The organism is Actinoplanes sp. M2I2 (assembly GCF_023544445.1).
In the GTDB taxonomy this organism is placed as follows: Bacteria; Actinomycetota; Actinomycetes; order Mycobacteriales; family Micromonosporaceae; genus Actinoplanes.
The window spans coordinates 151419-177925 of record NZ_JALPVJ010000001.1 but is presented as its reverse complement, the minus strand read 5'-3'; the positions used below and the strand labels follow the sequence as shown (position 1 = coordinate 177925).

The following is a 26507-nucleotide window of genomic DNA, read 5'->3' as shown; positions in this document are numbered from 1 at the left end:
CGGTCATCAACTATGGAGATCTACAACTCGGCGGCGACCAGCTCGGCGACCTGGACGGCGTTGAGCGCCGCGCCCTTGCGCAGGTTGTCGTTCGAGACGAAGAACGCGAGACCGTGCTCGACCGTCTCGTCGGCCCGGATGCGGCCCACGAAGGACGGGTCGCGGCCGGCCGCCTCGAGCGGCGTCGGCACATCGGACAGCTCGACACCGGGCGCCGCGGCGAGCAGCTCGCGGGCCCGGGCGGGCGACAGGGGCCGGGCGAAGCGGGCGTTGATCTGCAGCGAGTGGCCGGTGAAGACCGGGACGCGTACGCAGGTGCCCGACACGAGCAGGGACGGCAGATCGAGGATCTTGCGACTCTCGTTGCGCAGCTTCTGCTCCTCGTCGGTCTCGTCGCGGCCGTCGTCGACGATCGAGCCGGCCAGCGGCAGCACGTTGAAGGCGATCGGCTTGGCGAACGATCGGGGGGCCGGGAACTCCACGGCGGACCCGTCGAAGGCAAGCCCGGCGGCGCCGTCGGCGACCTTCTTGATCTGCTCGTCGAGCTCGCTCACGCCGGCCAGCCCGGCGCCCGAGACGGCCTGGTAGGTGGTGGCGACCAGGGCGACCAGCCCGGCCTCGTCGTGCAGCGGGCGCAGCACCGGCATCGCGGCCATGGTGGTGCAGTTGGGGTTGGCGATGATGCCCTTGGGCCGGTTGCGGGCGGCGTCGGGGTTGACCTCGCTGACGACCAGCGGGACGTCGGGGTCCATCCGCCAGGCCGAGGAGTTGTCGATGACCACGGCGCCGGCCTCGGCCACGCGCGGGGCGAGCTCCTTGGAGCTGCCCTTGCCGGCCGAGAACAGGACGATGTCGAGGCCGCTGTAGTCAGCGGTGGACGCGTCCTCGACTGTCACCTCGCCGTCGCCCCACGGAAGAGTGCGACCCGCGCTGCGGGCGGACGCGAAAAAACGGAGCTGCTCAACGGGAAGGGCCCGCTCGGCCAGGATGCGCCGCATGACGCCGCCCACCTGTCCCGTCGCGCCCACAATGCCGATCCTCATGACCTCAAAAGTACGGCTTGATCTGCGTAGCGAGAAATCACTTACCGACGGCTGGTTCACATCGTGAGATTGTTGTCCCACATGAGGAGACACCAGGCTTACCGTCGACGCCATGACGACGTACACCCATGGTCATCATGAATCGGTCTTGCGCTCGCACCGGTGGCGCACCGCAGAGAATTCGGCGGAGTACCTCCTGCCGCATCTTTCCTCCGGCGTGACGGTGCTCGACATCGGCTGCGGCCCCGGCACGATCACCGGCGACTTCGCGAGCCTCGTCACCCCGGCGCGGGTCACCGCCCTGGAGATGACCGAGAACGCGCTGGGTCTGGCCCGGGCCGAGATCACCCGGCGCGGCCTGACCAACGTCGACTTCGCCGTCGGCGACGTGCACCGGCTCGACTTCCCCGACGACACCTTCGACGTCGTGCACGCCCATCAGGTGCTGCAGCATGTCGCCGACCCGGTGGCCGCGCTGCGCGAGATGCGCCGGGTCGCCCGGCCGGGCGGGCTGATCGCGGTGCGCGACAGCGACTACGCGGCCTTCGCCTGGTATCCGCGACTGCCCGAGCTCGACGAGTGGCTGGCCCTCTACGAGCGGGTGGCCCGCGGCAACGGCGGCGAGCCGGACGCCGGCCGGCGCCTGCTGGCCTGGGCCCACGAGGCCGGCTTGACCGACGTGTCGGCATCGTCGAGCACCTGGTGCTTCGCCACCGAGTCCGACCGCTCGTGGTGGGGCGGCCTGTGGGCCGACCGGATCCTGCAGTCGGACATGGCCGCGACGGCCGAGCGCACCGGCGCCGCGACCCGGGCCGACCTCACGCGGATCTCGGCGGCGTGGCAGCGCTGGGCGGCCGATCCCGACGGCTGGATGTCCCTGCTCCACGGCGAGCTGATCGCCCGCGTCTGACCATTCAACCCACGCGCGCTCAGACGGACTTGGGCTTGTAGGCCCAGTGCCAGTTCTCCCGCGGCACGTTCATCACGAAGCCGTACTTCTCGCCGTTCTGCTTCATCCAGGACAGCGCCTTCGCGTTGAGGTCGAGGTCGGTGGCCATGCCCCAGCCGTGCTCGCTGGTGCCGGGCTTGGCCGCCAGCCCGCCCTGGGAGTACAGGCCCTTGCGCCGGGCGAGATCGACCTGCTCGGCGTACGGGCGGTAGGAGTCGGTGATGCCGATGTGCACGCCGTCCTTCTTGGCGTCGCCGATCATCTGGTTGAGCGACTGGGCCGCCGGCGCCCACAGCTTGTGCCGGGTGTTGCCGACCGGTTCCAGCGCGCTGGCCGGGATCCGGCCGTTGCCGTAGGCGGCCAGGTCGGTCGGGATGCCCTTGCTGTTCAGCGAGTACGACTTGTTGGCGGTCGGCGCCGCGTTCACGGCGTCCTTCAGGTAGTCCGCGAAGTCGCCGCCCGGGCCGGACGCCGCCTTCGCCGGTTGCGCCTGCACGTTGCGGCCGGTCTGCTGGGTCTGCAGCGCGATCATGCGGCTCTGGATGTCCGCGATGCGCGAGCTCACGTTCTCGATCCCCACGAACTCCTGTTCGGCACCCGCGCGAAAACCTGAGGGCCTCGGCGCCTGTTTCGGTGGAGCCCTACGAGAGGTTCACCGGTTCGCGGCGCTCGGCGCCCTCGAGGCGGTGGGCCAGGTCGAGCTCGACCTCGGAGGTCCGGTTGCGGCGGTTGGGCAGCATGTTGGTGACGAGCACGACGACGGCGCCGATGCCGGCGTAGAGGGCCAGCACGATCAGGTGGTGGTGGATCTCGGCGGCCGGGAAGTAGAGGTTGTCGCGCACCGCCTGCACGCCGGCGCCGGTCGGCAGGTTGGCCCCGAGGATCCGGCCGAAGTCGGGCAGGAACTCGGGCAGGATGCTCGCGCCCGAGATCACGGTGCCGAGCGTGAAGTACAGCGCGCCGATCACCGCGCCGGGCGGGCCGAAGAGGGCGACCGCGCCGGCGGTGGAGGCGGTGATGGCCAGGGAGATCAGCGAGAAGATGGCGAGCATCTCACCGCGGTCGGCCGTGATGCCCACGCTGAACCAGCCCATCGACCAGATGACGACGGCGGCCGAGGCCACGGCGTAGACGATGAGCGTGCTGACGTGCGCGATGCCGCGGCGCCAGGAGCGGCGGGTGCGCGGGATGAGACGTCCGAGGCCCATCGAGGCGACCGTGCCGCCGAGGGCGAGCGCCTGGGTGATGAAACCGAGCGAGACGCCGTTGACGTCGTCGTCGGGCAACGGCACCACGTCGGTGATCGGCGGCGGCGCGTTCAGCTGCTGGGCCCGGGCGACCGTGATGCGGCTGCCCGACTCGGCCAGCTGGGCCAGCGTCGCCGCGGTCTGCTGCTGCACGACCGAGGTGAACGTGGTGCGCAGCAGGTTGGCGGCGGCCGGGCCGGCGGCCGAGGCCACGTAGAGGTGGGGCTGGGTGCCGGTGATGTCGACCCCGCCGTACACGTCCCGGCGTTTGATCGCGATCTCGAGGTCGTCGGCCGTGGCGTAGTCGGTGACCTTGAAGTAGCCCTGCCGGGTCAGCAGGCTGACCACCTCGGTGCGGTCGGCGGCCGGCGACACCAGCCCGACCGGCACGTCGCGTGGTTGCGCCTTGTGCCCCATGCCGAGGTAGTACGCGGTCAGACCGAGCTGGACGAGCACGCCGATCACGCAGACGGCCAGCGCGAACCGCCGGAACCGCAGCACCGACTCGGCCGGTTGTTGCTCTGCCACCGCTCCCCCTTTACGGCCGTCCTCCCGAAAGCTTTACGGACGAAAGGCATTCATGGGAGCGTTTCGGTCTAACCGACCTTCTCGTCGATGAGGGCGAGAAGGGCCCGGGCCGCCGCGCTGGGCCTCCGCAGGGCGGAGACCGCGAGCCCGAGAGGCCACTCCAGGTCGGCGCCGGTCACGTTCTTGATCACCAGACCCGTACGGTCGTCGGGCACCACGAAGGGCGGCAGGATCGCCACCCCGAGCCCCTCGCGGACGAAGCTCGCGCCGCTGGCGATGTCGGTGACCTCGATGGCCACATGGCGCTGCACCCCGGCGTCGGCGAACGCCTTGTCGGTGACGGTGCGGTTGCCGTAGCCGGCCGGGAAGTCGACGAACGACTCGCCGGCCAGGTCGGCCACGCGCACCTCGGCCGCGCCGGCCAGCCGATGACCCTCGGGCAGCACCAGCTCGAGACGGCGGGATCCGACCGGGCGTACCCGGATGCCGGGCGGCGGACGGCCCGGCGCCGAGACGACGGCCAGGTCGAGCGTGCCGTCGACCAGCCAGTCGAGCAGCCCGTCGGAGCCGCGCGGCGACACGTGCAGCCGCAGGCCGACGTGCGGGTGGACCCGGTGGAACGCACCCAGCAGAGCCGGCACGTCGATGAGGCCGACCGAGGTCAGCGTGCCGATGCGGACCGTGCCGCGCAGCCCTCCGCGCACCTCGTCGACCGCGTCGCGGGCCTCCCGGGCGGCGTCCAGCGCGGCCCGCGCCCGGGGCAGCAGCGCCTCGCCGGCGTCGGTCAGCTCGACCCGCTTGGAGGTGCGGTCGAGCAGGCGCGCGCCGAGCTCCCGCTCCATGGCCTTGATCACGGCCGAGACGCCGGACTGGACGACGTGCAGGCGGGCCGCGGCGCGGGTGAAGTTGCGTTCCTCGGCGACGGCGACGAAGTACTCGAAGTGGCGGAGCTCCAGCACGAGACGTGATTGTAGTCAGCATCAATCATCGTTGGTGCTGATGCTTGCGCGGCGCACTCTCAAGGCATGACCGTCTTGACCCAGCACCGTCCGGCGAGCCCCTCCCCCGCCGAGGAGGGATCGTCGCGGCACGGCCGTGGCTTCTGGCTCATCGCCGCCGTCTATCTCGTCGCGCTCGCCTTCTCGACGGTGCCGACCCCGCTCTACCCGCTCTACCAGCGGGTGGACGGTTTTTCCGCGCTCACCGTCACGGTCGTCTTCGCCGTCTACGCCATCGGTGTGATCACGAGCCTGCTGCTGGCCGGGCACGTCTCCGACTGGCTCGGCCGGCGCCGGGTGCTGCAGGCGTCGCTGGCTCTGGAGATCCTGGCGGGGGTGCTCTTCCTCACGTGGACGGCGCTGCCGGGCCTGATCGCCGCCCGGTTCCTCACCGGGCTGGGGGTCGGCATGCTGACCGCCACCGCCACGGCGTACCTGCTGGAACTGCACAAGGCCCACCGCCCGCGGGCCACCGGGATGCGCTTCGAGATCGTGTCGTCGGCCGCCAACCTGGGCGGGCTGGGCGCCGGCACCCTCGTGGCGGGCGCGCTGGCCCAGTTCGTGACCGCTCCCCTGCGTACGCCGTACGTGGTCTTCCTGGTCCTGCTGGCTCTGAGCATGGTCGCAGTCGCGGTCGCACCCGAGACGGTGGTCGCACCGGCCGACCGGCCAAAGTACCGGCCGCAGGGCGTGCGGATCGCCGGCCCCCGCCGGTCCGTGCTCGTGGCCACCACCTCCGCCTTCGCCGCGTTCGCCGTGTTCGGCCTGTTCACCTCGCTGGCGCCGAGCTTCGTGGCCGGCGCGCTGCACCACCCGAGCCGCCTGCTGGCCGGGGTGACCGTCTTCGTGGTGTTCGGTGCCGGCGCGGCCAGTCAGGCGGTCAGCGGACGACTGACCCCGCGCGCCCGGTTCGTCAGCGGGCTCGTCGCTCAGGCCACCGGGCTGATCGTGCTGGCCACCGGCATGGAGACCACGTCGCTTCCCGCCTTCCTGGTCGGCGGCGCGATCGCCGGCGCGGGCGCGGGCATCCTGTTCAAGTCGGCGGTCGGCACGATCGCCGCCAGCGCCCCCGCCCACCAGCGCGGCGAGAGCCTGGCCGGGCTGTTCCTGATCGCCTATCTCGGCCTGGTCGGTCCGGTCCTGGGCCTGGGAGTGGCCAGCCGGTATGTGGCGTCGACCACCTCGATGCTGTGGTTCACCGGCCTGCTGCTGGCCCTGCTCGGCGGGATCGCCCTGCTGGGCCGCCGGTCCCGCTGACCGTGCGGCGAGCCGGGGCGCGTACGGGGTGATCGTTGGGGCCCCAACGAAATGGCTACGCTGGGAGCGTGGCCGATGACCCCCTCGAACTGGAACGCCAGGTGTGCTTCGCCCTGTCGGTGGCCTCGCGCAGCGTGGTGAGCCTCTATCGCCCGCTGCTCGAGCCGATGGGCCTGACCCACCCGCAATACCTGGTGATGCTGGCCCTGTGGCAGCACGCGCCGCTGTCGGTGCGCGACCTCAGCCGGCTGCTTCAGCTCGATCCGGGCACCCTCTCGCCGTTGTTGAAGAGGCTGGAGACCATCGGGTACGTCGACCGGCAGCGCGATCCCGCCGACGAACGCAGCCTGGCCCTGACGCTGACCGCCGAGGGCCGGGCGTTGCGGTCGGAGGCCGAGAAGATCCCGCCGGCGATCGTCGCCCGATTGGGCATGCCCCTGGCGGAACTCGAGACGTTGCACGCGGCACTCACCCGGGTGATTGCCGCCGCCCACTGATCGAATTTTTAAATACCGTCCCGGCGGCGGCCGAATTGTTTCGCAGAAATATCGACTGGCCGAAATACGCACGCCTCGTCCGAAAGGCGCAGGCCGCGGATCGACCATTACAGAGGAACGGCAGGTCGATGGGCACGAAGACGACCATGGATGCCCGCACGGGCCGCCGGACCCCGGCGCGCTGTGACGCCTCGTGCGTTGACGTGCAAGTTGCACGACTCATAGTGTCGAGGGTGTGACGCACGGTGTCCGAGATACAGAGATCGCTGAAACCGGCGATCTCGCTGAAACTGGCGAGATGCTGAAACCGGCGAGATTGCAGATGCGATCGCCGGTGCTCGGGCCGCCCGTGACTGCAATGACAGACCGGCCGAGGAGAGCCTACCCATGAGTGTCACGATCGGCATCAACGGATTCGGGCGGATCGGCCGAGGGCTGGCGCGCATAGTCGCGGCATCACCCGATCTCGGCATATCCATTGCCGCGGTGAACGACCTTGCCTCAACCGAGAAAATGGCCTACGGCCTGCGCCGCGACAGCATTCGCGGCGCATTTCCCGGAACCGTCACGGCCCGCGCGGATCACCTGGTGGTGAATGACCACGCCATCCGCTCGTTCCACCATGAACGGCCGGAACGCATTCCCTGGGCCGACGCCGGGGTGGACGTGGTCATCGAGGCCACCGGGCGGTTCCGGGCCGGCTCGCTGGCCCGCACCCACATCACCCACGGTGGCGCCCGCAAGGTGGTGATCAGCGCGTCGGCCGACGAGCCCGACGCGTTCCTGATGTACGGGGCCAACCACACCACGTACGACCCGGCGCGGCACGACGTCGTCTCCCCCGGCTCGTGCGGCGTGAACGCGCTCACCGTGATGGCCAAGGTGCTGCTCGACCGGTTCGGGCTGCACGGCGTCAACACGTCGGTGGTGCTGGCCACCCAGGGCTGGCAGAAGGCGCAGGACTCGGTCACCGGGACGTCGCGCGAGGACCCGCGGCTGGGCCGGGCCGCCGGCGAGAGCATCATCCCGCACAACTACGTGGTCGGCGACCTGGTGCGGGTGGCGCTGCCCGAGATCGGCGAGATGCGCTACAGCTACTACTGCGTGCCCACCCCGATCGGCTCGCTGGCCGAACTGTCCGGGCAGACCGATCGGCCGGTCAGCGTCGAGGAGGTCAACCGGGCGATGGCCGAGGCGGCTGCCGGGCCGCTGCGCCGCGTGCTGGCGTACGACCCGGACCCCACCGTGTCGATCGACGTGAAGAACAACCCGGCGTCGTGCCTGTTCGACCCGTCCGGCACCCAGACCACGGCCGACGGCGGGGTCAAGGTGCGCGGCTGGTTCGACAACGAGTGGGGCTTCTCCAACCGATTACTCGATCTCGCGCGTCTGGTGGGCGAACGTACCCCCGCCACGTCGCGGACCATGAGCTGGAGCATCGCCTAGAGTTGCCCGGTGATGGTCAAGATTGACGACGTACGCGCGGCCGCCGAGCGCCTCGGCGGCCGGGTGCGACGGACGCCCCTCCTGCGGGCCGACGGCGGACTCTGGTTCAAGCTGGAGCACGCGCAGCACGCCGGTTCGTTCAAGACGCGCGGCATGCTCAACCGGATCCTCGCGGCCCCGTCGATCCCCGCCGCCGGCCTCGTCGCGGCCTCCGGTGGCAACGCCGGGCTGGCGGCGGCCTACGCGGCCCGCGAGCTGGGCATCCCGGCCGAGGTGTTCGTGCCGGCGACGGCGCCGGCGGTGAAGGTCGCCAAACTCGGCAAACTCGGCGCCCGGGTCGTTCAGGTGGGCAACGAGTACGCCGAGGCCTACGCGGCCGCCGTGGTCAGCGCCCAGTCGTCCGGCGCCCTCTTCTGTCACGCCTACGACGACCCGTTCATGGTGGCCGGCAACGGCACGCTCGGCCTCGAGCTGCTCGACCAGCTCCCGTCGGGCTTCGACACCGTGCTGGTGGCGGTCGGCGGCGGCGGGTTGATCGCCGGGGTGCTCGCGGCCCTGCCGCCGGCCGTACGGGTCATCGCGGTCGAGCCGGTGACGGCCGCGGCCCTGCACTCCGCGCTGGCCGCGGGCGAGCCGGTCGACGTACCGGTGTCGGGGGTGGCGGCCGACTCGCTGGGCGCGCGGCGGGCGGGCCTGATCGCGTACGAGATGGCGGCCTCCGCCGGAACGCCGTCGGTGCTCGTCGACGACCAGGCCATCGTGGACGCTCGCCGTCGCCTGTGGGACGACTACCGGCAGGTCGTCGAGCACGGCACCGCGGCGGCCTACGCGGCGCTGACGTCCGGCGCCTACGTGCCGGCCGACGGCGAGCGCGTGGTCGTCCTGCTCTGCGGCGCGAACACCAACCCGTCCGATCTGGTCTGACCGCCCCCGCCGAGGGGTATACGACCGGCATGGAACTCGGACCCGGTGAGCCTGCGGCCGGACCCTGGCGGGTGGAGCCGATCGACGTCTTCGCGCGGTCGGTGACCTCGGCCCCACCCCGCGGCCGGCGTCGAGTCATCGCCGTCGACGGGCGGGGCGGGGGCGGCAAGACCGTGCTGGCCGACCGGCTGAGCCGCACGCTGGGCTCCGCGGTCGTCGTGCACTCCGACGACGTGGCGTGGCACCATTCCCGCTTCGGCTGGGACGACCTGATGATCGAGGGCATCCTGCAGCCGCTGCAGGCCGGCGAGGCGGTGCACTGCCGGCTGCCGGCCTGGGAACGCCTCGGGCGGCCCGGCCACATCGACGTGCCGGCCGAGACGCCGACCGTGATCCTGGAGGGCGTCGGCGTCTCGCGGCGCTCACTGACCCCGCACCTGGATGTCGCGATCTGGGTCCAGTCCGACTTCGCCGAGGCCAAGCGGCGCGCGATCGTCCGCGACCTGGCCGAGACCGGCCGGACGGAGGCGGAGGCGCTGCTCCACTGGGACGAATGGGAGGCCGAGGAGGTGCCCTTCCTGCTGGACGACCGTCCGTGGGAGCGGGCCGGCTTCATCGTCGCGACCACCTCGCCCCTGCCCCACGACCCGGAGACCTCCGTCGTCGTCTCGGGCTGATCACCCTCGGGGACAGCACGCCGGGCACTACCGGTGGGCGACGGACGAGTCAGCCTGTACGCCGGATTCTCGCGTACGAGTATGCGCTGAGCTGGGCATTCATGCCTCCCAGGGTCCGATTTGCGGCCCTTGGGCCGTCGCTGGGCCGTCAGGATGCTCGCCACCACGGCGGAACAGGGCGTCGATCGCCCGGCGGGTGCGGTCCTCACTGGCCGGCATCAGGTGGGTGTAGACCCGCAGCGTGAACCCCGGGTCGGTGTGGCCCAGGTAGTTCGCCAGGGCCTTGACGCTCTCGCCCGCGTCCAGCAGCGCCGAGGCGTAGAAGTGCCGCAGCGCGTGCACGCCGGTGGCCTGGCTACGGACGATGCCCGCCGCCTCGAGGGCCGGATGCCACAGCTGCGAGTCGAACCAGCTGCGGTTGAGCGGCGTGCCGCGGGAGGTGTTCAGGACCAGCCGGTACGAGCGCCGGTCGTCGCTGAACGGGTCCTCCCAGGGCAGGGTGACCAGAGCCGCCGGGTAGTCCCGCAGGTGAGCTCGCAGAACGTCGGCGACTGACTCCGGCAGCGGGATCCGTCGCGCTCGATCACTCTTGGGCAACCCGAAGACCAGCCGTGACCGGACCCGCTTGATCTGGTGAGTGACCCGCACCCAGCCGCCGTCGAAGTCGAGGTCGTCGACCGCAACGCCGAGGATCTCGCCCTGCCGCATGCCGCATCCCGCGTCGAGGTCCACCACCGGCCGGTACCGGACCGGCAGACCGGCACGGATGGCTTCCACCTGCTCCAAGGTCCACGGCACCGGATGGCGCTCGGACGGACGCGGCTGCTTCACCGACCGCGCCGAGCACGGGTTCTTGGCGATCCGCTCATCGTCGACCGCCGCCCCCAGGATCGAACGCAGGTGAGTGAACACGACCGACCGGGTCGACGAGGCCAGCCTGCCCACCATGCTGGTATCCCACTCCCGGACGTGCCCCGGCTTGATCGCGGCGAGCTGCCGGTCGCCGAAGAAGGGGTACAGGTGCTTCCTGACTCGGCGCTCCGTGGACTCCCGGCTCGACTCGTCCAATACCCGGGTTCGCAGCCAGTCCTCGGCATAGACCCGGAACGTGATCCGTCCGGCCGCCGGGTCAACGTACGAGGCCCGGAGCTTGTCCGACTCGACCGAAACCAGGAACGCTTCAGCGTCGCGCTTGGCCCGGTCGGGAAACGACTCACTGCGCTCCCGACCGGCCGGGTCGATGTAGCGAACCCGGTAGCGCAGTCCCTTACCGAAGCGAGCCGACTTGACCCGTTGGGTGCCGCCGCCTGCCTGCCGCACCGTCTTGTACCAGCGGTCCTCGACATGCCCCATGGTCAGGATGCCTGCCGTTCCCGGAACCAGGCCTGAACAACGGCCGGTTCATAGCGCAGATAGCGGCCGACCCGGGACGCGGGCGGGCCGTAGTGCCGCTTACGCCAGGCGTACAGCGTCTCCTCCGGCACACGCAGGTAGGCCGCCACGTCAGCGACCGTCCAGCAGGGCTCCTTATCAGGTTGTGCCATTACGTCTCCCCGTCGATTCGGCGTCAAGACTTGCTTGACGGTTGACGGCCGTTCACGCGGCCAATGCGGTCAGGTGCTCACTGGCGGCATCGGCGTGTTCTCGGGCCATCGCGGCGGACGTGTTGGCGAGCATGGCGTCAGCAGGTGTGCGCCACCCGGCGCCGACGAACTGCAGAAAGTTGACCACCAGCGTCGTCGGCTCCGTAGCCGCATCGGCTTGTTCCGGGCCGGCTTTCTGGGTGCGGCGGTAGACGACGCGGTTGTCGCGGAGCAGGCCGAACGTGATCGAGTACCGGCGGCTCTTGGTAAGGAAGTGACCTCCGAAGCCGAGCATGTGCGCCCACTGGCGTAGCCGGGCGTACGGGCTGGGTTCGTCCGAGGCTGCGGCGGCGTGCCGTTCGACGCAGGCCGGGCAGGTGTGGTGGTGGCGGCACAGCTCGGCCGGGCACCGCCATCGGGCGTGCGCGAGCCGCCAGCAGGCGTCGACGAGCCGTTCGGTGTGGGTGCCGTGCCGGTCGGCGTAGACCGCGATCAGTTCCTCGGTCATCCGGGTCGAGGTGTGCCCGGTGACCTCGGTGGATTTGGTGGCGTACTTGGCCAGGTACACGGCGACCTGGGCGTCGGTGACCTCACCGAGCAGACCGGACAGCAGCCATGACGCCGTTCAAGCGATGGCGTATCGCTATCCCGCTCGTCATCATCTCCGCCATCGCCCTGGGAGCCACCGTGCTCGGAGCATGGGCCTACTGGGAAAAAGACACCACCGCCCAACACCTGCTGACCGTCTTCCTCGGCATCATCTTCGCCCTCTGCGTCGGCATCAGCATCAGCATCGGCGCAGACCGCAAAATCGAAGACACACCCTGGCTACGGATCGGCACCGTCGCCCTGTTCATCCTGCTCGCCTGCGGTGTTAGCTGGGTGCGCGACGTCGTATGACTACTACGACCGCTTCCGTGTCAAGGAACGATCATGGTCGTTCGACCTTGGGGTTCACCCCGGCTGACCTGCGAGAAGAGTCCGCCAACGTCCATGTTCGTCCGACATCGTCACCGCTGGTTGTCACTCAGTTAGACACTCACGACACGAGAAGCGGTCGGGGTCGATCCACGTAGTGCAGTTTCAGTAGTCTCCATCGGTGACTCCTTGGTGGGCAAACCTGATCAGCGTCGCGATTGGTGCGCTCGTTGGTGGTGGTGCAAGTCTCTGGGGCGTGAAGATCGTCCAAGACCGGACGGATGCTCGGGAGCACCATCGCATTGACGTTGAGAACGAGAGGGAACGCCGCAAGCTTGCCTCGGAGCGTCCGTCCAGGTTGCGGCCAGACCGCATCGCGGTCCTCTATGAGATCGGCAATCTGCTACACAATATCGACGGCTCACTTGCGATTTTGTTTGACCGCAGCGAGCATGACGAGTCCTACGACTGGGATTCAGTGGCTGCTCAGGCCGCAGGTCATGCTTCGACGGCTCGCCTGATGGACATTCGCGTTCGCTTGCTCTTTCAAGGTGATGAGCTAGTGGACGAGTGGCGCAGACTCGATGCTGCCTTGGCGGGCCTCGAATCCGTCGTTGACCATGGGTACCAGCTTGTGCCGGCCGACCCACTCACCGAGGAGAACGAGCGACAGGTCTGGGGCTTGATCGTTGATGCGGGCAGGAAAATTGAGACCGCCGCTGCTGATGCCTACACTGCCATCAGAACGGCAATGTCGAAGATCGATAACGAGTAGCACTCGTTATCTCGAACGCACCGCCCCTGGCTGACGACTCCTTGACCCCCAGGCAACAACCACCACCGGCCGACCTCGACCGAGAACTGCGCTGACCGGCTCAAAGTGTCCGTTGACGTCCATGGGTGTTCGCCGGTGTTGCTGGTGATCGTCACTCAGTTAGTCACCCAGACCAGCGCAGCGCAGTACGGGCGCGCCGACGGATAGCCAGCGCCGGAACAAAACTTCGACGTTATCGCCGGCATGGACAGCCGCACTGATTTGCTCAAGCTCTCGCCCAGCGAGTTCGAGCACCTCATCCGCCGGCTCTTCGAGGCCATCGGCATGAAGTCCTGGGTTACTCAGGCCTCTAAGGATGAAGGCGTCGACGGTGTCGCCATCAACGAGGACCCCATCGTCGGCGGACTATGCATCATCCAGGCCAAGCGTTACGGCAGGATCGTGGGGCTCGAGGCCGTCCACGCCCTTGCCGGCGTAATGGACCACAAGCGTGCCGCCAAGGGTGTCCTCGTCACCACCTCATGGGTGGGCAAGGCTAGCCGCGATTTCGCCGCAGCCAACGGACGTATCGAGATCATCGAAGGCCGCAATCTCAAATACATGCTGAAACAACATCTCGGCCTTGAAGTCCTGATCGGCCTTGAGAAGCTCCCGCGGGTTGGCAGAAGACGGACGTGTCGTAGAAGGGCGCGACAAAGCCCCCAAGACTCGCGAGGGTCGGTCACGTGTAACCCTTGCTTGTAAGTTCTGGGCGCGCCGTCCGGACTCGTCCGTCTGTCGCTGCGACCTCGGACGGTCGTCCGACAAGGGCTCGCCCTGGTCCTCGTCGTCCGCGCCGGCTGCTGTCACCGTTGCTGTCAGACGCGACTCCCACACTGCCAGGACGGTTCTCAGGCAAGGTCACTGCGCTGCAAGTTGTTCACCTGGGCGAATGTCGGCCGACTGCCCGTAGCTTCCCTCTACGCCCCGACCATGACCGACCGTTCTGGCACGGATCTGGCACGGTCGCGGTGCGTCACTCAGTTAGACATTCGGCTGCCCCCTTCGGCTGATCAGGATCCCGATCGCTGTCATCCTGTTCTTCATCCGCTGATTCTGCCCGAAGAGAGACTATGAGTAGACCCAGGGCAATTGTAAAGATTAGCTGCCAAATCACGAATGCTTGCAGTCCAAGCGAGAAAAACGCGAACACTCGCCCAGCGCCACCAGCGCGCCACGCCGGCGGTTCTGCGATACCAAATAGCGCGGTGAGCTCTGCACCTACTGCTAGCAGGATCAAAAAGGAGGGGTGGATGAAAACATCCATATAACCCATCGCTCGCGCGGATGCAGGCGAAATAAACTTGGCAATCGCTTGGGTGATTCGCATAGCTTTGGGTGGATTCTCAGCCATTTGGCGGAATTTGGCCGAGAACGCTACGGCAACTGTTAGTAGCTCCTTCTGGAGGACCAGGGCCAAAAGCAGGGTCGGGATTACGCCTGCGGCAGACGCGAATGCGTCTTTGAAGTTCCAATCATGATCAGCGGCTGCGGCCATGGCGATCCTCTCGACGCCCCACAGCCAGTCGAGGATAACTTCACTACCTTGTCAACCCCAGTCAACATGGTCGTCTATCGCAAGCTTGGCCTTGCTGGCTAATTACCGGCCAGGTTGCAGCTTAAGACGCCTTGACCCCCAGGCAACCAACACCCGGCGTTGACCTGCGCTCGACGTACCGATGAGCTGCCCAAACAGTCCCTTGACGTTCATGGGCGTCTGCCTTGTACGCCTCGATCGTCACTCAGTTGGTCACCCACCGCCTGATTCCGGGCCGCCTCGCGATGCCGTAACTCCGGGTAACATGGCACCTCATGCGTCCAGGTGGCTTCAATGTTGGGCAGTCGGCTGCAGTCCGTACCGCGATTCAGCGGCACCACTTCACCGGCCGTGCGCAGGGATCGCGAATCATATCCCCTCCTCGTGCGGCAATAGCGCAGGTGGTTGAGGAGTTGACGCAGGCTCCACTCACCGAACACGAGCTGGCCTTGCTGATCGAAGTCTCCCAGGAGGGTCAGCCCGAGCAGATCGAAGCACGGCTGAAGGACACGCGGCTTTGGCATCTGCTCCAGGTGCTACGCCAGAACGATGTCCGGATTCTGACCTATGTCATGGCATTGCTCATGATCGTCCAGCTCATCTCGGACCGGAATCCGCCGAAGCAAGAACCGTCATCTCCTCAGCCCACTCCCCAGGTGACAGTCATCGTCGAGGTACCAACCGACGAGATCGTAGATGAGCTCGAACGCCGGCTCCGAGAGCAGGACACTGAACACGACGGAGATACGCCGGCACTGCCAGTTCGGGACGAGGAGTCGACAGCTCCCGCCGGCCCCGATCATCGGCCGAAGTAGGCGATCGAGCGACGAAGGCGCCGCCTCTGCTCGTCGTAGCTCAGAACTCACCGGGTAATCAATTTGGAAGATGATCACCATCGGTTTCGGAAGCCTTGCTACCCCACTCTCCGCATCGGCTTGTCCCTAGTCACGCGCAGGTCAGTCCCTTTGGCGGCCTGCCTGATGTGGACCCCTGGTGCCCGGTGATGGCCGTTGCGTCGGGCACGGATAGGGCACGACGACATGCGTCAAGCAGCGTTCGCACCGGAACACACATCACCGGCCACTCTAGGTCGAGCGATGTCTGTGTTAGGCAGCTGGACCCTCCAGACTATGGTCGATGCGTGCCAGAAGAGCCTTCCTCCAGCGAGATTGTGCCGTCCGAACAGGACCTTCAGGAGCCTGACGACCAGTTTGAAGCAGCTCCATTAACCGCGTGGGAGCGTGCTGGCGCACTCTTCTTCGGCCTCCTTGCTGGTGGCGGCGGTGCTTGGTCCGTCTTTGCAACTGAGAACCAGGCTGGCTCAGCTGTGCTGGTATTGATGGGCGCTGCGTTCCTGCTCATGGGGTTGCAGGGAACGCCGCTAATCAGGCTTGGAACCTCGGAGCATGGGGTTGAACTGGAACGTCGGCGACGCCGCGTTGAGCGGGCGATCGAGCAGGCTCGGGCAGAAGACAACGCTGAAGTGGCAGCAGGCATCGTAGAAGCGGCCTCCATCATCGAGCCGAGCCTTATGCAGTCGCCGCGTTACAGACATGATCTGTACCTGACTCGTTTGACGCTTGCGTTCCAAGCGGCCGGAGCTATGGTCGTCCGTAATGATCATGACCGAGGTGCCGATTTGACGCTGATCGTCAACAAGAAGATGGTCGACGTAGAAGTCAAATACGGCGTAAGGGGCAGCCTCGGGATGCCTGCAATTTACCAAGCGCGAGGTTTTGCTCGCGGCAACGTAGTACCTGTCCTGGTGGTTACCAATCAGCCCTTGGCTCCCGCAGTTCTGGAAAGTAACCGACTGGCGACCTCCAACGGTCAAGAAGCCTCCGATAAACCGTTTGTAGAGGCGGTGACCTGGACGGGAGACGCCGACACTCCGGTGCTGACCAGAGCTCTGATGAGGGCGCTCTCGCGTATTGAGCCCGCGCCCCCGGAGAATCCTTAAGGTTGGGCCTTGAGGCGCGCGTGCTCAGCCTTCGCTAGCGCCTCCTGGCGTGTAGGCGCTAGGTACCAACGGGTATCTGCGATGTTGATCGATCCAGCGCCGGTCTGTCGGTTTTCGTAGGCAACCAGAGGGAAGATCGCCGAGGAGTCGTCATGCTCCTTGATCTCGCGTCCGATGTGCCACCCGATGACACGACCGAGAAGGATCTCGTCGTTGTCGCCTAGATCTTCAGCAAGCCAGAGTTCATAGCCCTGTGGAAGCATGGAGGCATCGTATCGATTCAGGGCTAACTGTATGCACTCACAGGCGCTTCCGTCCGCATGCATCGTCAAGGCAGGGTTGACACCGACGTCTCGGACTTTAGACGGAGGACCAGCCGCTATGCATCGGCGGCGTCAGCGCCATCCCGTCACCCTCGATCCGCCTTCCGGGGAGCGGGCTCGGCCGGCGCCCGCCATGCCGGACGGCCCGTGACCCTAGGCACCCAGGTTGGCGGGCGCCGGCGGAGTCTGCTCGGCTTGCCCCGGATCGAGGGTGGCGGGTGTGCGCGACCATCCCGGGGCTGGAGAGCCCCGCCGGAGGCGCAGTAATCGCAACCACGCACGAGCCCGCCACACGCGCTACGGCCCGACGCGGCAACTGCACCGCGTCGCCCAGGCCGTGCCGGTTGGCTGCCGGACGGAGCATCCCTAGAACCGAGACTCTGACGGTCTTCGGCAGGCCCGACCTCCTCCTCGCTTTCCACGAGTGTCGCCGAGGAGCGCTTAGCGTGCCGCCGCCCGCATCCCTCGCGGGCGGCGGTGCGCTGCCCTCGGCGACGGAGTGAGCGGCCCGTTTCGGGCCGCCTTAAAGTCGTACAGGAAATTGGAACAGGGAGATTTCTTCGTGACTGTCTTGTCCCGGGACCTGCGTGACAGATCGGTATCAGGGCGTGCGTGACACCAACATCCGGCACATCACGGTCTGTGAAACTGAGGGCCGAACGACGCGCGGAACGCCCCTTGGATCGACATGTGTCCATCGCTGCTTCTCGCTGCTGTAGCGATGCAACGATCGGATAGAGGCATGGGAAGGAAGGTGGTCGCTATGCTGCCTGACCTGCTGGCAGAGATCCAGCGTCAGGGCGGTTACGAGTCAGGCGTCGGGTCGGAGCCGGTCGTCAGCCTTGAGTTGTTTTTCGAGGGAAACGAAGACCTGGGATCGATTGGATGCAACCTCATCCACCATCCCGGTGTGCGGGCGTTCTTCACTGTGTTGCGTGACGTCCGAGAACAGCCCGACGTACACGACGTCCAGGTGGGCATCAGTGAGGTACTAGGCGACGACGAGTGGCCATTCAGCGATCACGTGTATGTCGTCACGAGGGCTCCCGCAAGTGAAGTGCTGAGACTGACCGCTGCGCTCAATCCCGAGCAGGAGGTGTCGTACGAGTGGTGGAACGATGCGCCGCCGGCTAAGCCAATACCCGTACCTGACGGGATGCGTCTGCAGACGCTCTGGTGGGATTGACTCGGGACGTCGTCCAATTTGATGGAGTGCACTCTTCTCGGCGTGTGAGGACGTACGCCGCGCGTTTCGCAAGACTACGGGCTGTCATCACCGTCCGGGCGATCGACTCTAGCGGTGTCACGCAGGTGCTGAGACTCGTTTGTCACGGACGTCATGAGACGCGACAAGATTTCTTCGTGACCGCTGAGCACGAATGGCGGTGAGAACTTTCTCTACATCTTCAAGGCGCGGTCCGGGATCGACGCCTTGCCGCTGCGCTCCCGGCGTCGACCCGGCCGCGCAGACCGAAACCTCGGCCGACCACGACGAAGCCCCGGCCGTCTCATTACAGAGACAACCGGGGCTGTTGGCTTCTAGGTTTCAGGAACCGTCGGCTCCGAGAGTGCCCTCGGGAAGCTGAGCCGTAATGCCAGCGATCAACTCGCGCTCAACAGTGCCGTCAGGGTCGGACTCAGTGCTCTCAGGGTCGAGCCAAGGGACGTTCCCCTCGCCGGCCTCGGCCCACACCGCCAGAGTGAGTACCGCGTATCGCCAGTCGGACGCTGACAGTTCGACGCTAGTGAGCTGGTCAAGCGGGAGCTGTCGTTCGTCGGTTTCGTAGAGGCCGGCGCTGGCCGCTTCTCTCACGCGTTTGGCGACCGGCACGATGTTGTGTGGGTCGCCTTCTTCGACCGCCATGGAGGTCGCGTTGTCCATGACGTCCATGAGCGCCCCCCAGTCCTCGGCGCGCAGCGTCACTGCGATCGGACGCGAGCCATCAGTTGCCATATGCGGACCGTACCGAGATGCTGAGGCGCTTCGAGTCAGATCCGCTCTCTCCGGCCACCCTGTGCTGCGGCATCCCGTCGACCCACATGCCACACAGCTGCATACTGTCTCTGGCAGCAGGGTCGACTGCACGGTAATGGGCGGGACTCGGGGTGCGGACAGAGTCGCCAGCCCTGTTGTCTCGGTCGCGCGAGACGTCGCACTAGCGGCAGCCTCCGGCGGGCAGGATCTCCGACCCTGCACCCGGGTAGTGCCTCCGGCGGCCGGGCTACCCGCCCTGGACCCGGCGGCTCTGGGATGTCGAAGCCCGGCGGGTACCCATCGCACACCGGGAGGCAGCCAGACCGCGCCTGCCCGGCCGGGCGGGGCCTGCGCGACGGGATGCCCGCTCAGGTACGCGACCCTCCCGCTTTGAAGATCGTTCCTGGGCCGTCCCTGGGCCGTCTGGGCCGTGGCGGGGCCGTCTGGGCCGTGGCGGGGCCGTCTGGGCCGTGGCGGGGCCGTCAAACGTCGACCACCATCGACTGATGTCGACTAGAACCTACGTTCGAAACACCAGGTGGATGAGGGCACAAAGCACCCTGACCAGGAGGGTGACGGACGAGTCAGCCGGTACGCCGGATTCTGTCCCGGCGGCCCGAAGGCCGCCATGGGCGGTCATCCATCTCGGCCGGCCGTTGCCGGCTCGGCTCTTGCGGCCTACCCGCAGGCTCGGGCGAGCAGCCCTCGAACGCCTGCGCCGGCCACCGCCTCGCGGTGGTGGCCTTGCTTGGCCTTGCTCCGGGTGGGGTTTACCTAGCCACCCCGGTCGCCCGGGGTGCTGGTGAGCTCTTACCTCACCGTTTCACCCTTACCGGCCCGTGAAGGCCGGCGGTCTGTTCTCTGTGGCACTGTCCCGCGGGTCACCCCGGGTTGCCGTTAACAACCACCCTGCTCTGCGGAGTCCGGACGTTCCTCGGCGGCACCCCGGAGGGCGCCGACGCGACCGCCTGGCCGACTCGTCCGTCGCCCGGTCAGTCTACGGACCGCCTCGGCGGCTCCCCCACCGGCCGTCCGGGCCCGTAGATTCGACCTCACCATGGATCTCTCACATGTCCTGCTGCTGGTGGTGGCCGGCCTCGCCGCCGGGGCGATGAACGCGATCGCCGGCGGCGGGTCGCTGATCACCTTCCCCGGCCTGATCGCGACGGGCCTGCCCTCGGTGGCGGCCAACGTGACCAACTCGATCTCGGTCTTCCCCGGGTACGTCTCGAGCGTGGTGGGCAGCCGGGCCGACCTCGCCGGGCAACGGGCCCGGCTCGTCCACATCCTGCCCACCTGCGTGGTCGGCTCGGCCGCGGGCTGCGCGGTGCTGCTGCTCACCCCGGCCCGCGCCTTCGAGCTGATCGTGCCGTTCCTGGTGCTCGGCGCCGCCGCCACGCTGGCCTTCCAGGAACGGCTGCGCGGCCTGGTCGGGCACCCCCGGCACATGTCGGCGCGCCGGGCGGCCGTCTCGTTGCAGGTCGTCGTGTTCGTCGGGGCGATCTACGGCGGCTACTTCGGCGCGGCCCTGGGGGTCATGTACGTCGCGGCGCTCGCCCTGATCCTGGACGAGCCACTCAACCGCATCAACGCGCTCAAGAACGTGCTGTCGGCCGCGGTCGGGCTGGTCACGGTGCTGGTGTTCGCGGTGTTCGCGCCGGTCAACTGGGGCGCGGTGCTGATCCTGGCGCCGGCCACGGTGGTCGGCGGGTACGCGGGGGCCAAGGTGGCCCGCCGCCTGCCGTCGGGGGTGCTGCGGGCGGTGATCGTCGCTTTCGGCACGGTGATCGGGCTGTTGCTGCTGTATCGCGCTGTCCGCTGACGCCGGCGCGCACCGAACGATCGCTTTCAAGATCAGTGAGCCACCGCCTCTCGAGCTGTTCCTCCGGCGTGGCGCCCGGGTCCGCATCTCGACTCGAGGCGACACAGACCGTCCGGCTCGCCCGCAACACCGGCCTGATCGCCCGGCCGAGAAGCCGCCCAAACGCGACCTCGACCGGTCTTGTGCGCTGTTGTTGCAGGCCGACGGCGCCACATGCTCAACTCGACGACCGAGTTCGACGGCCGCGACGACGACCTGCGTGTCGACAACACCGCGCTGTCCTGACGAGGTCACCGATCTGACGGTCAAGCATTTCGGCCTGGCCCCGCTGAACCCGCCGGTCCCCGGCCCGGCGGAGCTGAGTCGGCGCTGATTCTGCGGCCGGTTTCCGGCATCCGCGCCCGCCCGCGCGGCCGGCAATCGCAGCGACACCGCGAGCGTGTCGCGACCGGGGCGTTCAGCCGTCGATCTTGGTGAGGAACCGGAAGAAGTGCGGGTCGAACCGGGCCGGGTCGGCCGCCGCCAGCTCCGCTTTCGACCACCAGCGCACGCGGTGGAACTCTTCGTCGTCCACCACCAGAGGCTGCTCCTGTTCGCAGGGCAGCAGGTACCAGAGACTGACGTCGGTGTGCCCGGCGTCAAGGCCGACGGTGCGGGTGACCGTGAGGAACACCGGCTCCCGCGACACCCGCGAACCGTCGAGCCCCAGTTCCTCGCCGATCTCCCGCTGGGCGCTGACCAGCGGATCCTCGTCGGGCTCGACGTGCCCGCCCGGCGGCAGCCAGAGCCCGGCGTTCACGTGGTCGACCAGCAGGACCGCCCCGTCGCGGGGATCGACCGGCACGACGTACGACACCAGGTGCTGCTCCGGGGTGGCCGGTTTGGCCCGCCGGAACACGTCGTCGGTCCGCTCGAGCCAGGCCAGCACCCGCCCGCGGTCGGACGCCTCGACGTCGTCCCCGGCCCGGAGCCCGTTCACGACCGCGTGCACAACCCCCACCGACGTCCGCATCGCAGCATGGTCTCACCCCGGCGGGCGCTCAGACCGGCGGCGTGAGCCGGCGTGCCGCCGCTTCGAAGGTGTCCGACGGCGTGCTGTTGAAGGCGATCGCCGCCCCGGCCGCGTGCCGGTGCACGAGGTTGACCACCAGCTCGAACAGGTCGAGCTGGTCCTCGGTCCGAAGGCCACCGCCGATGACGACGACCTCCCATGAGCACCGCCCGAGCGCGGCCGTCACGACCGCCTCGATGTCGTCGCTGCCGTCGAGACCGACGAGGCAGCTCTCGGCGCCCACCCCGGCCGCCGCGAACTCGGCTATCCCGGCCGCGATCTTCTCGGCCACGGGCGCCGGATCCCACGGCCCGGGCACCCGGTACGGATCCAGCCCGATCACCAGTACCCGCGGCTCGCTCATTTTTTCAAGCTACGCCGGCCCGGGGACGCGGCGCGGCCGGGCGGGCGGGTCACAACCGACGCGCGAAGCGGCGGCAGACGTGGACGCGGCGGAAGTGTTCGCGGGCCCACTGCTCGTCGGGCATCCGCCCGTGCAGGAAGCCGGCCATCGGTTTGAGGCCCGGCCGGGCGGTGAGGCCGGCGCTCTCCGGCTCCGCCGGGCCGGCGTACCGGTCCGCGTACACGTGGAGGTAGTGACTGCTTTCCGCGAAGCCCAGACTCCGGTACCAGGTCAGCGTGCCCCGATCGTCCCGGGTCCAGGCATCGAGCTCTGTGACGCCGTCCGCGCGCAGCAGCGGGATCGCCTCGTCGAGCAGAGCCCGCCCTGCCGCCGGAAATCCGGGTGGACCACCACGGTGTCGATGGTGGCCGCCTCCCGGTTCACGGTCGCCGTCAGGATTCCGGCGACCGTGCCGGCGGTCGCCGCGACCAGATCCAGGCCCGCGGACGGCGGCTTCACCGGCCAGACGTCGTCGAAGTACGCGGTGTCCAGGAAACCCAGCACCCGGCACCGCAGCCAGGACGGTTCGTCGGCCGGGTCGTACGTCCGCACTGACCACGTCACGGCGGGAGTCTAAGACTACGGCTCCCCGGGCCGGCGCCGCGTCGCCCGAGGCGTCCGATCCGGTTGCCAGGGAGGGCTACGGTCGGTTCATGGCTTCCGCTTCCTATTCGCGCGCCGTCACCGTGGCCACCCTGAACACCGCCTTCACCAGCGCCTGGATCGCCGCCCGCGAACTGCCGCCCGCGAAGCGACGGCTGGTCCGCCTGGGCCTCGTCGCGGTCGGCGCGGCCGGCTATGCAGCCGCCGCGCCCGATGCACGACGGGCCTTCCGCGAGATCCGCTCGGAGGTGGACGCGCTGCGCGACAAGCCGGCCGACTCCCCGGAGCCCGCGGCCGCCGACTCCGACGGGTCCGGCGAACCGGCCACGGCCGACGCCGACCCGGCGAAGCCGATCGCGGAGTTCACGCTCGACAAGCGCCAGACTGCCGCGCTCGTCGGCGTGATGGGCGTCACGATCGCAATGACGTTCGGCCGGCACCAGCTCGAGAAGCGCTGGCTGGCCCGCCTCACCCGGGACGGCCACCCGCATCCCACGCGGGCATTGGCCCTGCGCATGGCGCCCATGGCGTTCGCGGCCGAAATGGTCTCGCAGCTGATCGACATGCATACCCCCGGCAAGAAGCGGTGACCGGCTGAGCGCGCTTTCCCGAGGCGTCCGGCGAGGCGGTGATGCGCGCGACGGCGCGTACGGGAGCAAGGATCCTGACGGGATGGACGATGCGCTGGAAAGGATGCGGCTGGCGGCGGCGCTGTGGAGCGTCGAGGGTGATGACGCCGCCGAGCTGGTCGACGCCGCCTGCGCCCTGCTCGTCGCCGGGCATGACGGCGACAACGTCGCGATTCTGGCTGGGGTGATGCGCAAGGACGCCGAGGAGGAAGCGCCCGCGCTCCTGGAGGCGGCGCTGCGCGACGTCGGCCTCGAGCACTACGCGCCGGACGCGCACGAGGCCCAGCGCATCGCCGTACGGCATCTGGCCTCCCAGGCGATCGCCGGGGAGTTGGTGCCCGCCGACTTCCTCTGGCGGGCCATCGGGTCGAGTTCCGATTTCGCGGACCGGCTGTTCGTGCTCGGCCGGGAGTACCTCTCGGACCACCGACGGGCGACTCAGCTGATCGACGCGGACGTGCTCGCCGAGGCCCACCGCCTGCTGGATCGACGATGAGCGACGGAGGTGCCGTAGCCTCCAACGCCATGCAGCTCGATCAGCGCCTCGTGGACGCGGCCGTCGACCAGATGAACCGCCGATGGTCGGCCGAGGAGTACGGCGGGGCAGCCGCGGTGTATCTCGAGGACGGTCAGATCCTCACCAGCGTCTGCCTCGACAACATCAACATGGGCGTCACCCTGTGCCACGAGACCGGAGCCATCTGCCAGGCCTACACGCTGGACAAGCGGGTGACGGCGTCGGTGTGCGTGAGCCGCAAGCCCGGCAGCGACGACATCGTGGTGCTGGCCCCGTGCGGCATCTGCCAGGAGCGTCTCGCGCTGTGGGGCCCGGAGGTGCAGGTCGGGGTGGGCGATCCGCAGAGCCCGTCCGGGTGGTCGACGCGCACGCTGCTCGAGGTCAACCCGTTCTACTGGGCGGCGCGCTTCGCCGACGGCGGCATCTGGCCCTCGACAGCCGCCCACACCGGCTGAGCCGGCTCCACTTCGGAGACGCGGCTCAGCGCCGCAGGACCTCAGCGCCGCAGGACCTCAGCGCCGCAGGACCTCAGCGCCGCAGGACCTCAGCGCCGCAGGACCTCAGCGCCGCAGAACCGACGCCCCCAGAGTCATGATCACCATCAGGCCGACGATCACGCCGAACGACACCGTGAGCGACGACAGGTGGGCGATCCCCCCGATGATGCCCGGGGCGATCAGACCACTTCCGTACGCGATGCCGGCCACCCCGGCGATGCTGCGCCCCGGGTGTTCGCTGCTGCGCCCGGCCGCCGCGAAGACCAGCGGCACCACCACGGCGATGCCGATGCCGAGCAGCCCGAAGCCGGCGATCACCAGCGCCACCGGCTCGAACACCACGATCATCAACGCGCCGGCGGTCGCGAACACCCCGCTGATCCGCACCGTCGTGACCGGCCCCAGCTTGCGCACCACCCAGTCACCGCCGAAGCGGGCCACGGCCATGCACACCGAGAAGATCGAGACCGTGGCCGCCGCGGTCGCCGCCGGGCTGCCGAGCAGATCCCGTACGTAGACCGCCGCCCAGTCGAGGCTGACGCCCTCGGCGAAGACCGCGCACAGCCCGATCAGCCCGATCGGCAGCACGGCGCGGGACGGCAGCGCAAACGCGGGCGGCTCCTCGAGCGACGGCTCGGGCCGGTGCGGCACGATGCCCGGCGAGGCCACCAGCACCACGACGGCGAGCACGGCCACGGCGATCGCGAAGTGAGCCGGCGCCCCGAGCCCTTCCCGCGCCGCGAACACGGCGATCGCCGACCCGCCCAGGCCGCCCACGCTCCACCACCCGTGGAAGCTGGACATGACCGACCGGCCGTACCGATCCTCGACCAGCACGGCGTGCGCGTTCATGGCCACATCGGCCAGCCCGGCGGCCGCGCCGTACCCGACGAGCGCCAGACAGAGCAGCCACAGCGAGGTCGGCAGCGCCGGCAGCAGCAACACCCCGACCCAGCAGAGCATCAGCACCCGCACCAGCGACCGCAGATCGAACCGGTGCACGAGCCGCCCCGACAGCGGCATGGCCACGAGCGCCCCGACCCCCGGCATCAGCAACGCGATCCCCAGCCCACCCGGCCCCACCCCGACGTGGTCCGCGATCCACGGCACCCGCGCCGCGAACGTCCCCGTCACGGCCCCGTGAGCCGCGAAGATCGCCGACGTGGCGACCCGAGCCCGCCGCAGACCAGAGACCTCAGTGCCGATCATGCTCCTGACCGTAATCGATGATGGTCAGCGCGGGGACTCGGCTCACGAACCGGAGGAGGACGCGATGCCGCTACGGAGGCGGAAGCAGTGGTGGGGCGTGACGTTGGACGCGCCGGACGGGGCTGCGCTGGGGCGGTTCTACGCGCGGCTGCTGGATTGGCAGTTCTTCCCGGCCGAGAACGGGCTCGGGGGTGCTGTCTCGCCCGGTGCGGACGCGGGTTACAACCTCGGGTTCCAGACCGAGGAGAACTATGTGCGGCCGGTCTGGCCGGCCGAACCGGGGCGGCCGCAGATGTCGATGCACCTGGAGATCGAGGTGGACGACCTCGACGAGGCGGTGGCCCACGCGGTCGCCGTCGGGGCGACCCGGGCCGACTTCCAGCCGCAGGCCACCGTACGGGTCATGATCGATCCGGCCGGGCACCCGTTCTGCCTGTACCTGGACGAGTCGGAGCCGGCGTCGGGCGATGGTGGATCAGGTGACGGTGGATCAGGCGACGGCGCATCAGGTGAAGGTGAAGAGGCGGACGTCCGGTAGGAACGGGTCGGGGGCGCGGGTCAGGCGGTGCACGCCGACCCGGAAGCGGGCGTCGGACGGCGCGGTGAAGGCCAGCTCGGCGAATCCGTTGGCGGCGAAGACGTCGCGTACGGTCTCGGCCTCGGAGCCGGCGCGGGTCCAGACGACCGTGCCGCCGGGGGCGAGCAGGCTGGGCAGCGCCGCGATCGTCCGGCGGGTGTCCTCGTCGGCGATGTTGCCGAAGACGCCGCAGGCCAGCACGATCTCGGCCGGGGCGACCGGGGCGTACGGGGTGGTCGTGCCGGCGTCGGCGGTGAGCACGGTGACGCCGTCGGCGGCCGAGCGGCGGGCCCGGTCGGCGAGCACCGGATCCCCCTCGACGAGCACCGCGCGGGAGCCCGCGGGCAGCAGCGGGAGGACGTCGCGACCGTCGCCGGCGCACATGCTGATCACGCTGCGGGGGCGGTCGAGCAGCGGGCGCAGGTGGCCGCGCACCACCTCGAGCCGCCGGGCCAGTGCGGAGCCCGGGGTCGCGTACTCGTCGTGCCAGCCGACCCAGTCTCGTGTCACCGGGCCATTGAAC

General features: G+C 68.7%; 33 protein-coding genes and 1 other RNA gene. 17 read left to right on the top strand and 17 right to left on the bottom strand.

Annotation, left to right across the window (positions count from 1 at the left end; all coding sequences use genetic code 11):
- Positions 1-20: 20 nt before the first annotated feature.
- Positions 21-1043 carry an aspartate-semialdehyde dehydrogenase gene (locus tag HJC40_RS00930; RefSeq protein ID WP_249997670.1) on the bottom strand — a complete coding sequence of 341 codons (1023 nt, stop codon included), beginning with the start codon at positions 1041-1043 and terminating at the stop codon, positions 21-23.
- Between the two features lie 112 nt (positions 1044-1155).
- On the opposite strand from HJC40_RS00930, the gene HJC40_RS00925 reads away from it, so the two are divergent.
- Positions 1156-1953, top strand: coding sequence for a class I SAM-dependent methyltransferase (locus HJC40_RS00925; protein WP_249997669.1), 798 nt, complete (start codon positions 1156-1158; stop codon positions 1951-1953).
- Between the two features lie 19 nt (positions 1954-1972).
- Here the strand turns inward: HJC40_RS00925 and HJC40_RS00920 are convergent, their stop codons facing one another.
- From HJC40_RS00920 to HJC40_RS00910, 3 genes are all read right to left on the bottom strand, one after another.
- Positions 1973-2557, bottom strand: a complete 585-nt coding sequence (locus HJC40_RS00920; protein WP_249997668.1) for a M15 family metallopeptidase — start codon at positions 2555-2557, stop codon at positions 1973-1975.
- 76 nt (positions 2558-2633) lie between these two features.
- Positions 2634-3767: an ABC transporter permease gene (locus HJC40_RS00915; RefSeq protein WP_249997667.1), complete on the bottom strand. Its 1134-nt coding sequence runs from the start codon at positions 3765-3767 to the stop codon at positions 2634-2636.
- A gap of 68 nt (positions 3768-3835) precedes the next feature.
- Positions 3836-4726 carry a LysR family transcriptional regulator gene (locus HJC40_RS00910; protein ID WP_249997666.1) on the bottom strand — a complete coding sequence of 297 codons (891 nt, stop codon included), beginning with the start codon at positions 4724-4726 and terminating at the stop codon, positions 3836-3838.
- Between the two features lie 66 nt (positions 4727-4792).
- On the opposite strand from HJC40_RS00910, the gene HJC40_RS00905 reads away from it, so the two are divergent.
- The 5 genes from HJC40_RS00905 to HJC40_RS00885 all read left to right on the top strand — a co-directional run bounded on the left by HJC40_RS00905 (position 4793) and on the right by HJC40_RS00885 (position 9566).
- Positions 4793-6022 (top strand): MFS transporter, encoded by a 1230-nt coding sequence (locus HJC40_RS00905; protein WP_249997665.1) that lies wholly within the window; start codon positions 4793-4795, stop codon positions 6020-6022.
- Positions 6023-6090: 68 nt separating this feature from the next.
- Positions 6091-6519, top strand: coding sequence for a MarR family transcriptional regulator (locus tag HJC40_RS00900; RefSeq protein ID WP_249997664.1), 429 nt, complete (start codon positions 6091-6093; stop codon positions 6517-6519).
- A 387-nt stretch (positions 6520-6906) separates the two neighbouring features.
- Positions 6907-7965 carry a type I glyceraldehyde-3-phosphate dehydrogenase gene (locus tag HJC40_RS00895; protein ID WP_249997663.1) on the top strand — a complete coding sequence of 353 codons (1059 nt, stop codon included), beginning with the start codon at positions 6907-6909 and terminating at the stop codon, positions 7963-7965.
- Positions 7966-7977: 12 nt separating this feature from the next.
- A complete protein-coding gene (locus tag HJC40_RS00890) occupies positions 7978-8889 on the top strand; it encodes a threonine/serine dehydratase (protein ID WP_249998199.1) in 912 nt (303 codons plus the stop codon).
- Positions 8890-8918: 29 nt separating this feature from the next.
- Positions 8919-9566 (top strand): uridine kinase, encoded by a 648-nt coding sequence (locus HJC40_RS00885; RefSeq protein ID WP_249997662.1) that lies wholly within the window; start codon positions 8919-8921, stop codon positions 9564-9566.
- A 99-nt stretch (positions 9567-9665) separates the two neighbouring features.
- Here HJC40_RS00885 and HJC40_RS00880 read toward each other — a convergent pair whose 3' ends face one another.
- The 3 genes from HJC40_RS00880 to HJC40_RS00870 are packed head-to-tail and all read right to left on the bottom strand — an operon-like array spanning position 9666 to position 11750.
- Positions 9666-10919 (bottom strand): site-specific integrase, encoded by a 1254-nt coding sequence (locus HJC40_RS00880; RefSeq protein ID WP_249997661.1) that lies wholly within the window; start codon positions 10917-10919, stop codon positions 9666-9668.
- 2 nt (positions 10920-10921) lie between these two features.
- Positions 10922-11110: a helix-turn-helix domain-containing protein gene (locus HJC40_RS00875; RefSeq protein WP_249997660.1), complete on the bottom strand. Its 189-nt coding sequence runs from the start codon at positions 11108-11110 to the stop codon at positions 10922-10924.
- Positions 11111-11162: 52 nt separating this feature from the next.
- Positions 11163-11750, bottom strand: a complete 588-nt coding sequence (locus HJC40_RS00870) for a replication initiator (RefSeq protein ID WP_308200834.1) — start codon at positions 11748-11750, stop codon at positions 11163-11165.
- Positions 11751-11764: 14 nt separating this feature from the next.
- Between HJC40_RS00870 and HJC40_RS00865 the strand changes: the two genes are divergently transcribed.
- From HJC40_RS00865 to HJC40_RS00855, 3 genes are all read left to right on the top strand, one after another.
- Positions 11765-12049: a hypothetical protein gene (locus HJC40_RS00865; protein ID WP_249997658.1), complete on the top strand. Its 285-nt coding sequence runs from the start codon at positions 11765-11767 to the stop codon at positions 12047-12049.
- A 199-nt stretch (positions 12050-12248) separates the two neighbouring features.
- Complete coding sequence (locus HJC40_RS00860) at positions 12249-12842, top strand: hypothetical protein (protein ID WP_249997657.1); 594 nt, start codon at positions 12249-12251, stop codon at positions 12840-12842.
- 243 nt (positions 12843-13085) lie between these two features.
- A complete protein-coding gene (locus HJC40_RS00855) occupies positions 13086-13586 on the top strand; it encodes a restriction endonuclease (RefSeq protein WP_249997656.1) in 501 nt (166 codons plus the stop codon).
- Between the two features lie 271 nt (positions 13587-13857).
- On the opposite strand, the gene HJC40_RS00850 is transcribed toward HJC40_RS00855, so the two are convergent.
- Entirely contained in the window at positions 13858-14379 is a 522-nt protein-coding gene (locus tag HJC40_RS00850) for a hypothetical protein (protein WP_249997655.1), read from the bottom strand.
- Between the two features lie 440 nt (positions 14380-14819).
- Between HJC40_RS00850 and HJC40_RS00845 the strand changes: the two genes are divergently transcribed.
- Together HJC40_RS00845 and HJC40_RS00840 are read left to right on the top strand one after the other, a co-directional pair.
- Positions 14820-15233, top strand: a complete 414-nt coding sequence (locus tag HJC40_RS00845) for a hypothetical protein (protein WP_249997654.1) — start codon at positions 14820-14822, stop codon at positions 15231-15233.
- A 326-nt stretch (positions 15234-15559) separates the two neighbouring features.
- Entirely contained in the window at positions 15560-16378 is an 819-nt protein-coding gene (locus HJC40_RS00840) for a hypothetical protein (RefSeq protein ID WP_249997653.1), read from the top strand.
- On the opposite strand, the gene HJC40_RS00835 is transcribed toward HJC40_RS00840, so the two are convergent.
- Positions 16375-16641, bottom strand: coding sequence for a hypothetical protein (locus tag HJC40_RS00835; protein WP_249997652.1), 267 nt, complete (start codon positions 16639-16641; stop codon positions 16375-16377). The genes HJC40_RS00840 and HJC40_RS00835 overlap by 4 nt on opposite strands.
- An 823-nt stretch (positions 16642-17464) precedes the next feature.
- Here HJC40_RS00835 and HJC40_RS00830 point away from each other — a divergent pair.
- Positions 17465-17887 carry a hypothetical protein gene (locus tag HJC40_RS00830; RefSeq protein WP_249997651.1) on the top strand — a complete coding sequence of 141 codons (423 nt, stop codon included), beginning with the start codon at positions 17465-17467 and terminating at the stop codon, positions 17885-17887.
- 360 nt (positions 17888-18247) lie between these two features.
- Here the strand turns inward: HJC40_RS00830 and HJC40_RS00825 are convergent, their stop codons facing one another.
- Positions 18248-18655 carry a hypothetical protein gene (locus HJC40_RS00825; protein ID WP_249997650.1) on the bottom strand — a complete coding sequence of 136 codons (408 nt, stop codon included), beginning with the start codon at positions 18653-18655 and terminating at the stop codon, positions 18248-18250.
- 597 nt (positions 18656-19252) lie between these two features.
- An RNA gene (gene rnpB / locus HJC40_RS00820) (RNase P RNA component class A) lies at positions 19253-19656 on the bottom strand.
- Between the two features lie 77 nt (positions 19657-19733).
- Between rnpB and HJC40_RS00815 the strand changes: the two genes are divergently transcribed.
- The gene (locus HJC40_RS00815; protein WP_249997649.1) at positions 19734-20498 is read left to right on the top strand and encodes a sulfite exporter TauE/SafE family protein; all 765 of its coding nucleotides are present in this window, start codon (positions 19734-19736) and stop codon (positions 20496-20498) included.
- 457 nt (positions 20499-20955) lie between these two features.
- Here HJC40_RS00815 and HJC40_RS00810 read toward each other — a convergent pair whose 3' ends face one another.
- The 4 genes from HJC40_RS00810 to HJC40_RS00795 are packed head-to-tail and all read right to left on the bottom strand — an operon-like array spanning position 20956 to position 22516.
- Complete coding sequence (locus HJC40_RS00810) at positions 20956-21510, bottom strand: NUDIX domain-containing protein (RefSeq protein ID WP_249997648.1); 555 nt, start codon at positions 21508-21510, stop codon at positions 20956-20958.
- Positions 21511-21538: 28 nt separating this feature from the next.
- Positions 21539-21913 (bottom strand): hypothetical protein, encoded by a 375-nt coding sequence (locus HJC40_RS00805; protein ID WP_249997647.1) that lies wholly within the window; start codon positions 21911-21913, stop codon positions 21539-21541.
- A 49-nt stretch (positions 21914-21962) separates the two neighbouring features.
- Positions 21963-22136: a hypothetical protein gene (locus tag HJC40_RS00800; protein WP_249997646.1), complete on the bottom strand. Its 174-nt coding sequence runs from the start codon at positions 22134-22136 to the stop codon at positions 21963-21965.
- Between the two features lie 47 nt (positions 22137-22183).
- Positions 22184-22516, bottom strand: a complete 333-nt coding sequence (locus HJC40_RS00795) for a GNAT family N-acetyltransferase (RefSeq protein ID WP_249997645.1) — start codon at positions 22514-22516, stop codon at positions 22184-22186.
- A gap of 89 nt (positions 22517-22605) precedes the next feature.
- Between HJC40_RS00795 and HJC40_RS00790 the strand changes: the two genes are divergently transcribed.
- The 3 genes from HJC40_RS00790 (at position 22606) to HJC40_RS00780 (ending at position 24156) form a co-directional block, all read left to right on the top strand.
- The gene (locus tag HJC40_RS00790; protein ID WP_249997644.1) at positions 22606-23145 is read left to right on the top strand and encodes a hypothetical protein; all 540 of its coding nucleotides are present in this window, start codon (positions 22606-22608) and stop codon (positions 23143-23145) included.
- A gap of 82 nt (positions 23146-23227) precedes the next feature.
- Positions 23228-23680, top strand: coding sequence for a hypothetical protein (locus HJC40_RS00785; protein ID WP_249997643.1), 453 nt, complete (start codon positions 23228-23230; stop codon positions 23678-23680).
- A gap of 29 nt (positions 23681-23709) precedes the next feature.
- Positions 23710-24156, top strand: coding sequence for a cytidine deaminase (locus HJC40_RS00780; protein WP_249997642.1), 447 nt, complete (start codon positions 23710-23712; stop codon positions 24154-24156).
- Positions 24157-24261: 105 nt separating this feature from the next.
- Here HJC40_RS00780 and HJC40_RS00775 read toward each other — a convergent pair whose 3' ends face one another.
- Complete coding sequence (locus HJC40_RS00775; protein ID WP_249997641.1) at positions 24262-25407, bottom strand: MFS transporter; 1146 nt, start codon at positions 25405-25407, stop codon at positions 24262-24264.
- A 64-nt stretch (positions 25408-25471) separates the two neighbouring features.
- Here HJC40_RS00775 and HJC40_RS00770 point away from each other — a divergent pair, with 64 nt between their 5' ends.
- The gene (locus HJC40_RS00770) at positions 25472-25945 is read left to right on the top strand and encodes a VOC family protein (RefSeq protein ID WP_308200814.1); all 474 of its coding nucleotides are present in this window, start codon (positions 25472-25474) and stop codon (positions 25943-25945) included.
- On the opposite strand, the gene HJC40_RS00765 is transcribed toward HJC40_RS00770, so the two are convergent.
- A complete protein-coding gene (locus tag HJC40_RS00765) occupies positions 25913-26494 on the bottom strand; it encodes a class I SAM-dependent methyltransferase (protein ID WP_249997640.1) in 582 nt (193 codons plus the stop codon). The genes HJC40_RS00770 and HJC40_RS00765 overlap by 33 nt on opposite strands.
- Positions 26495-26507: the final 13 nt, after the last annotated feature.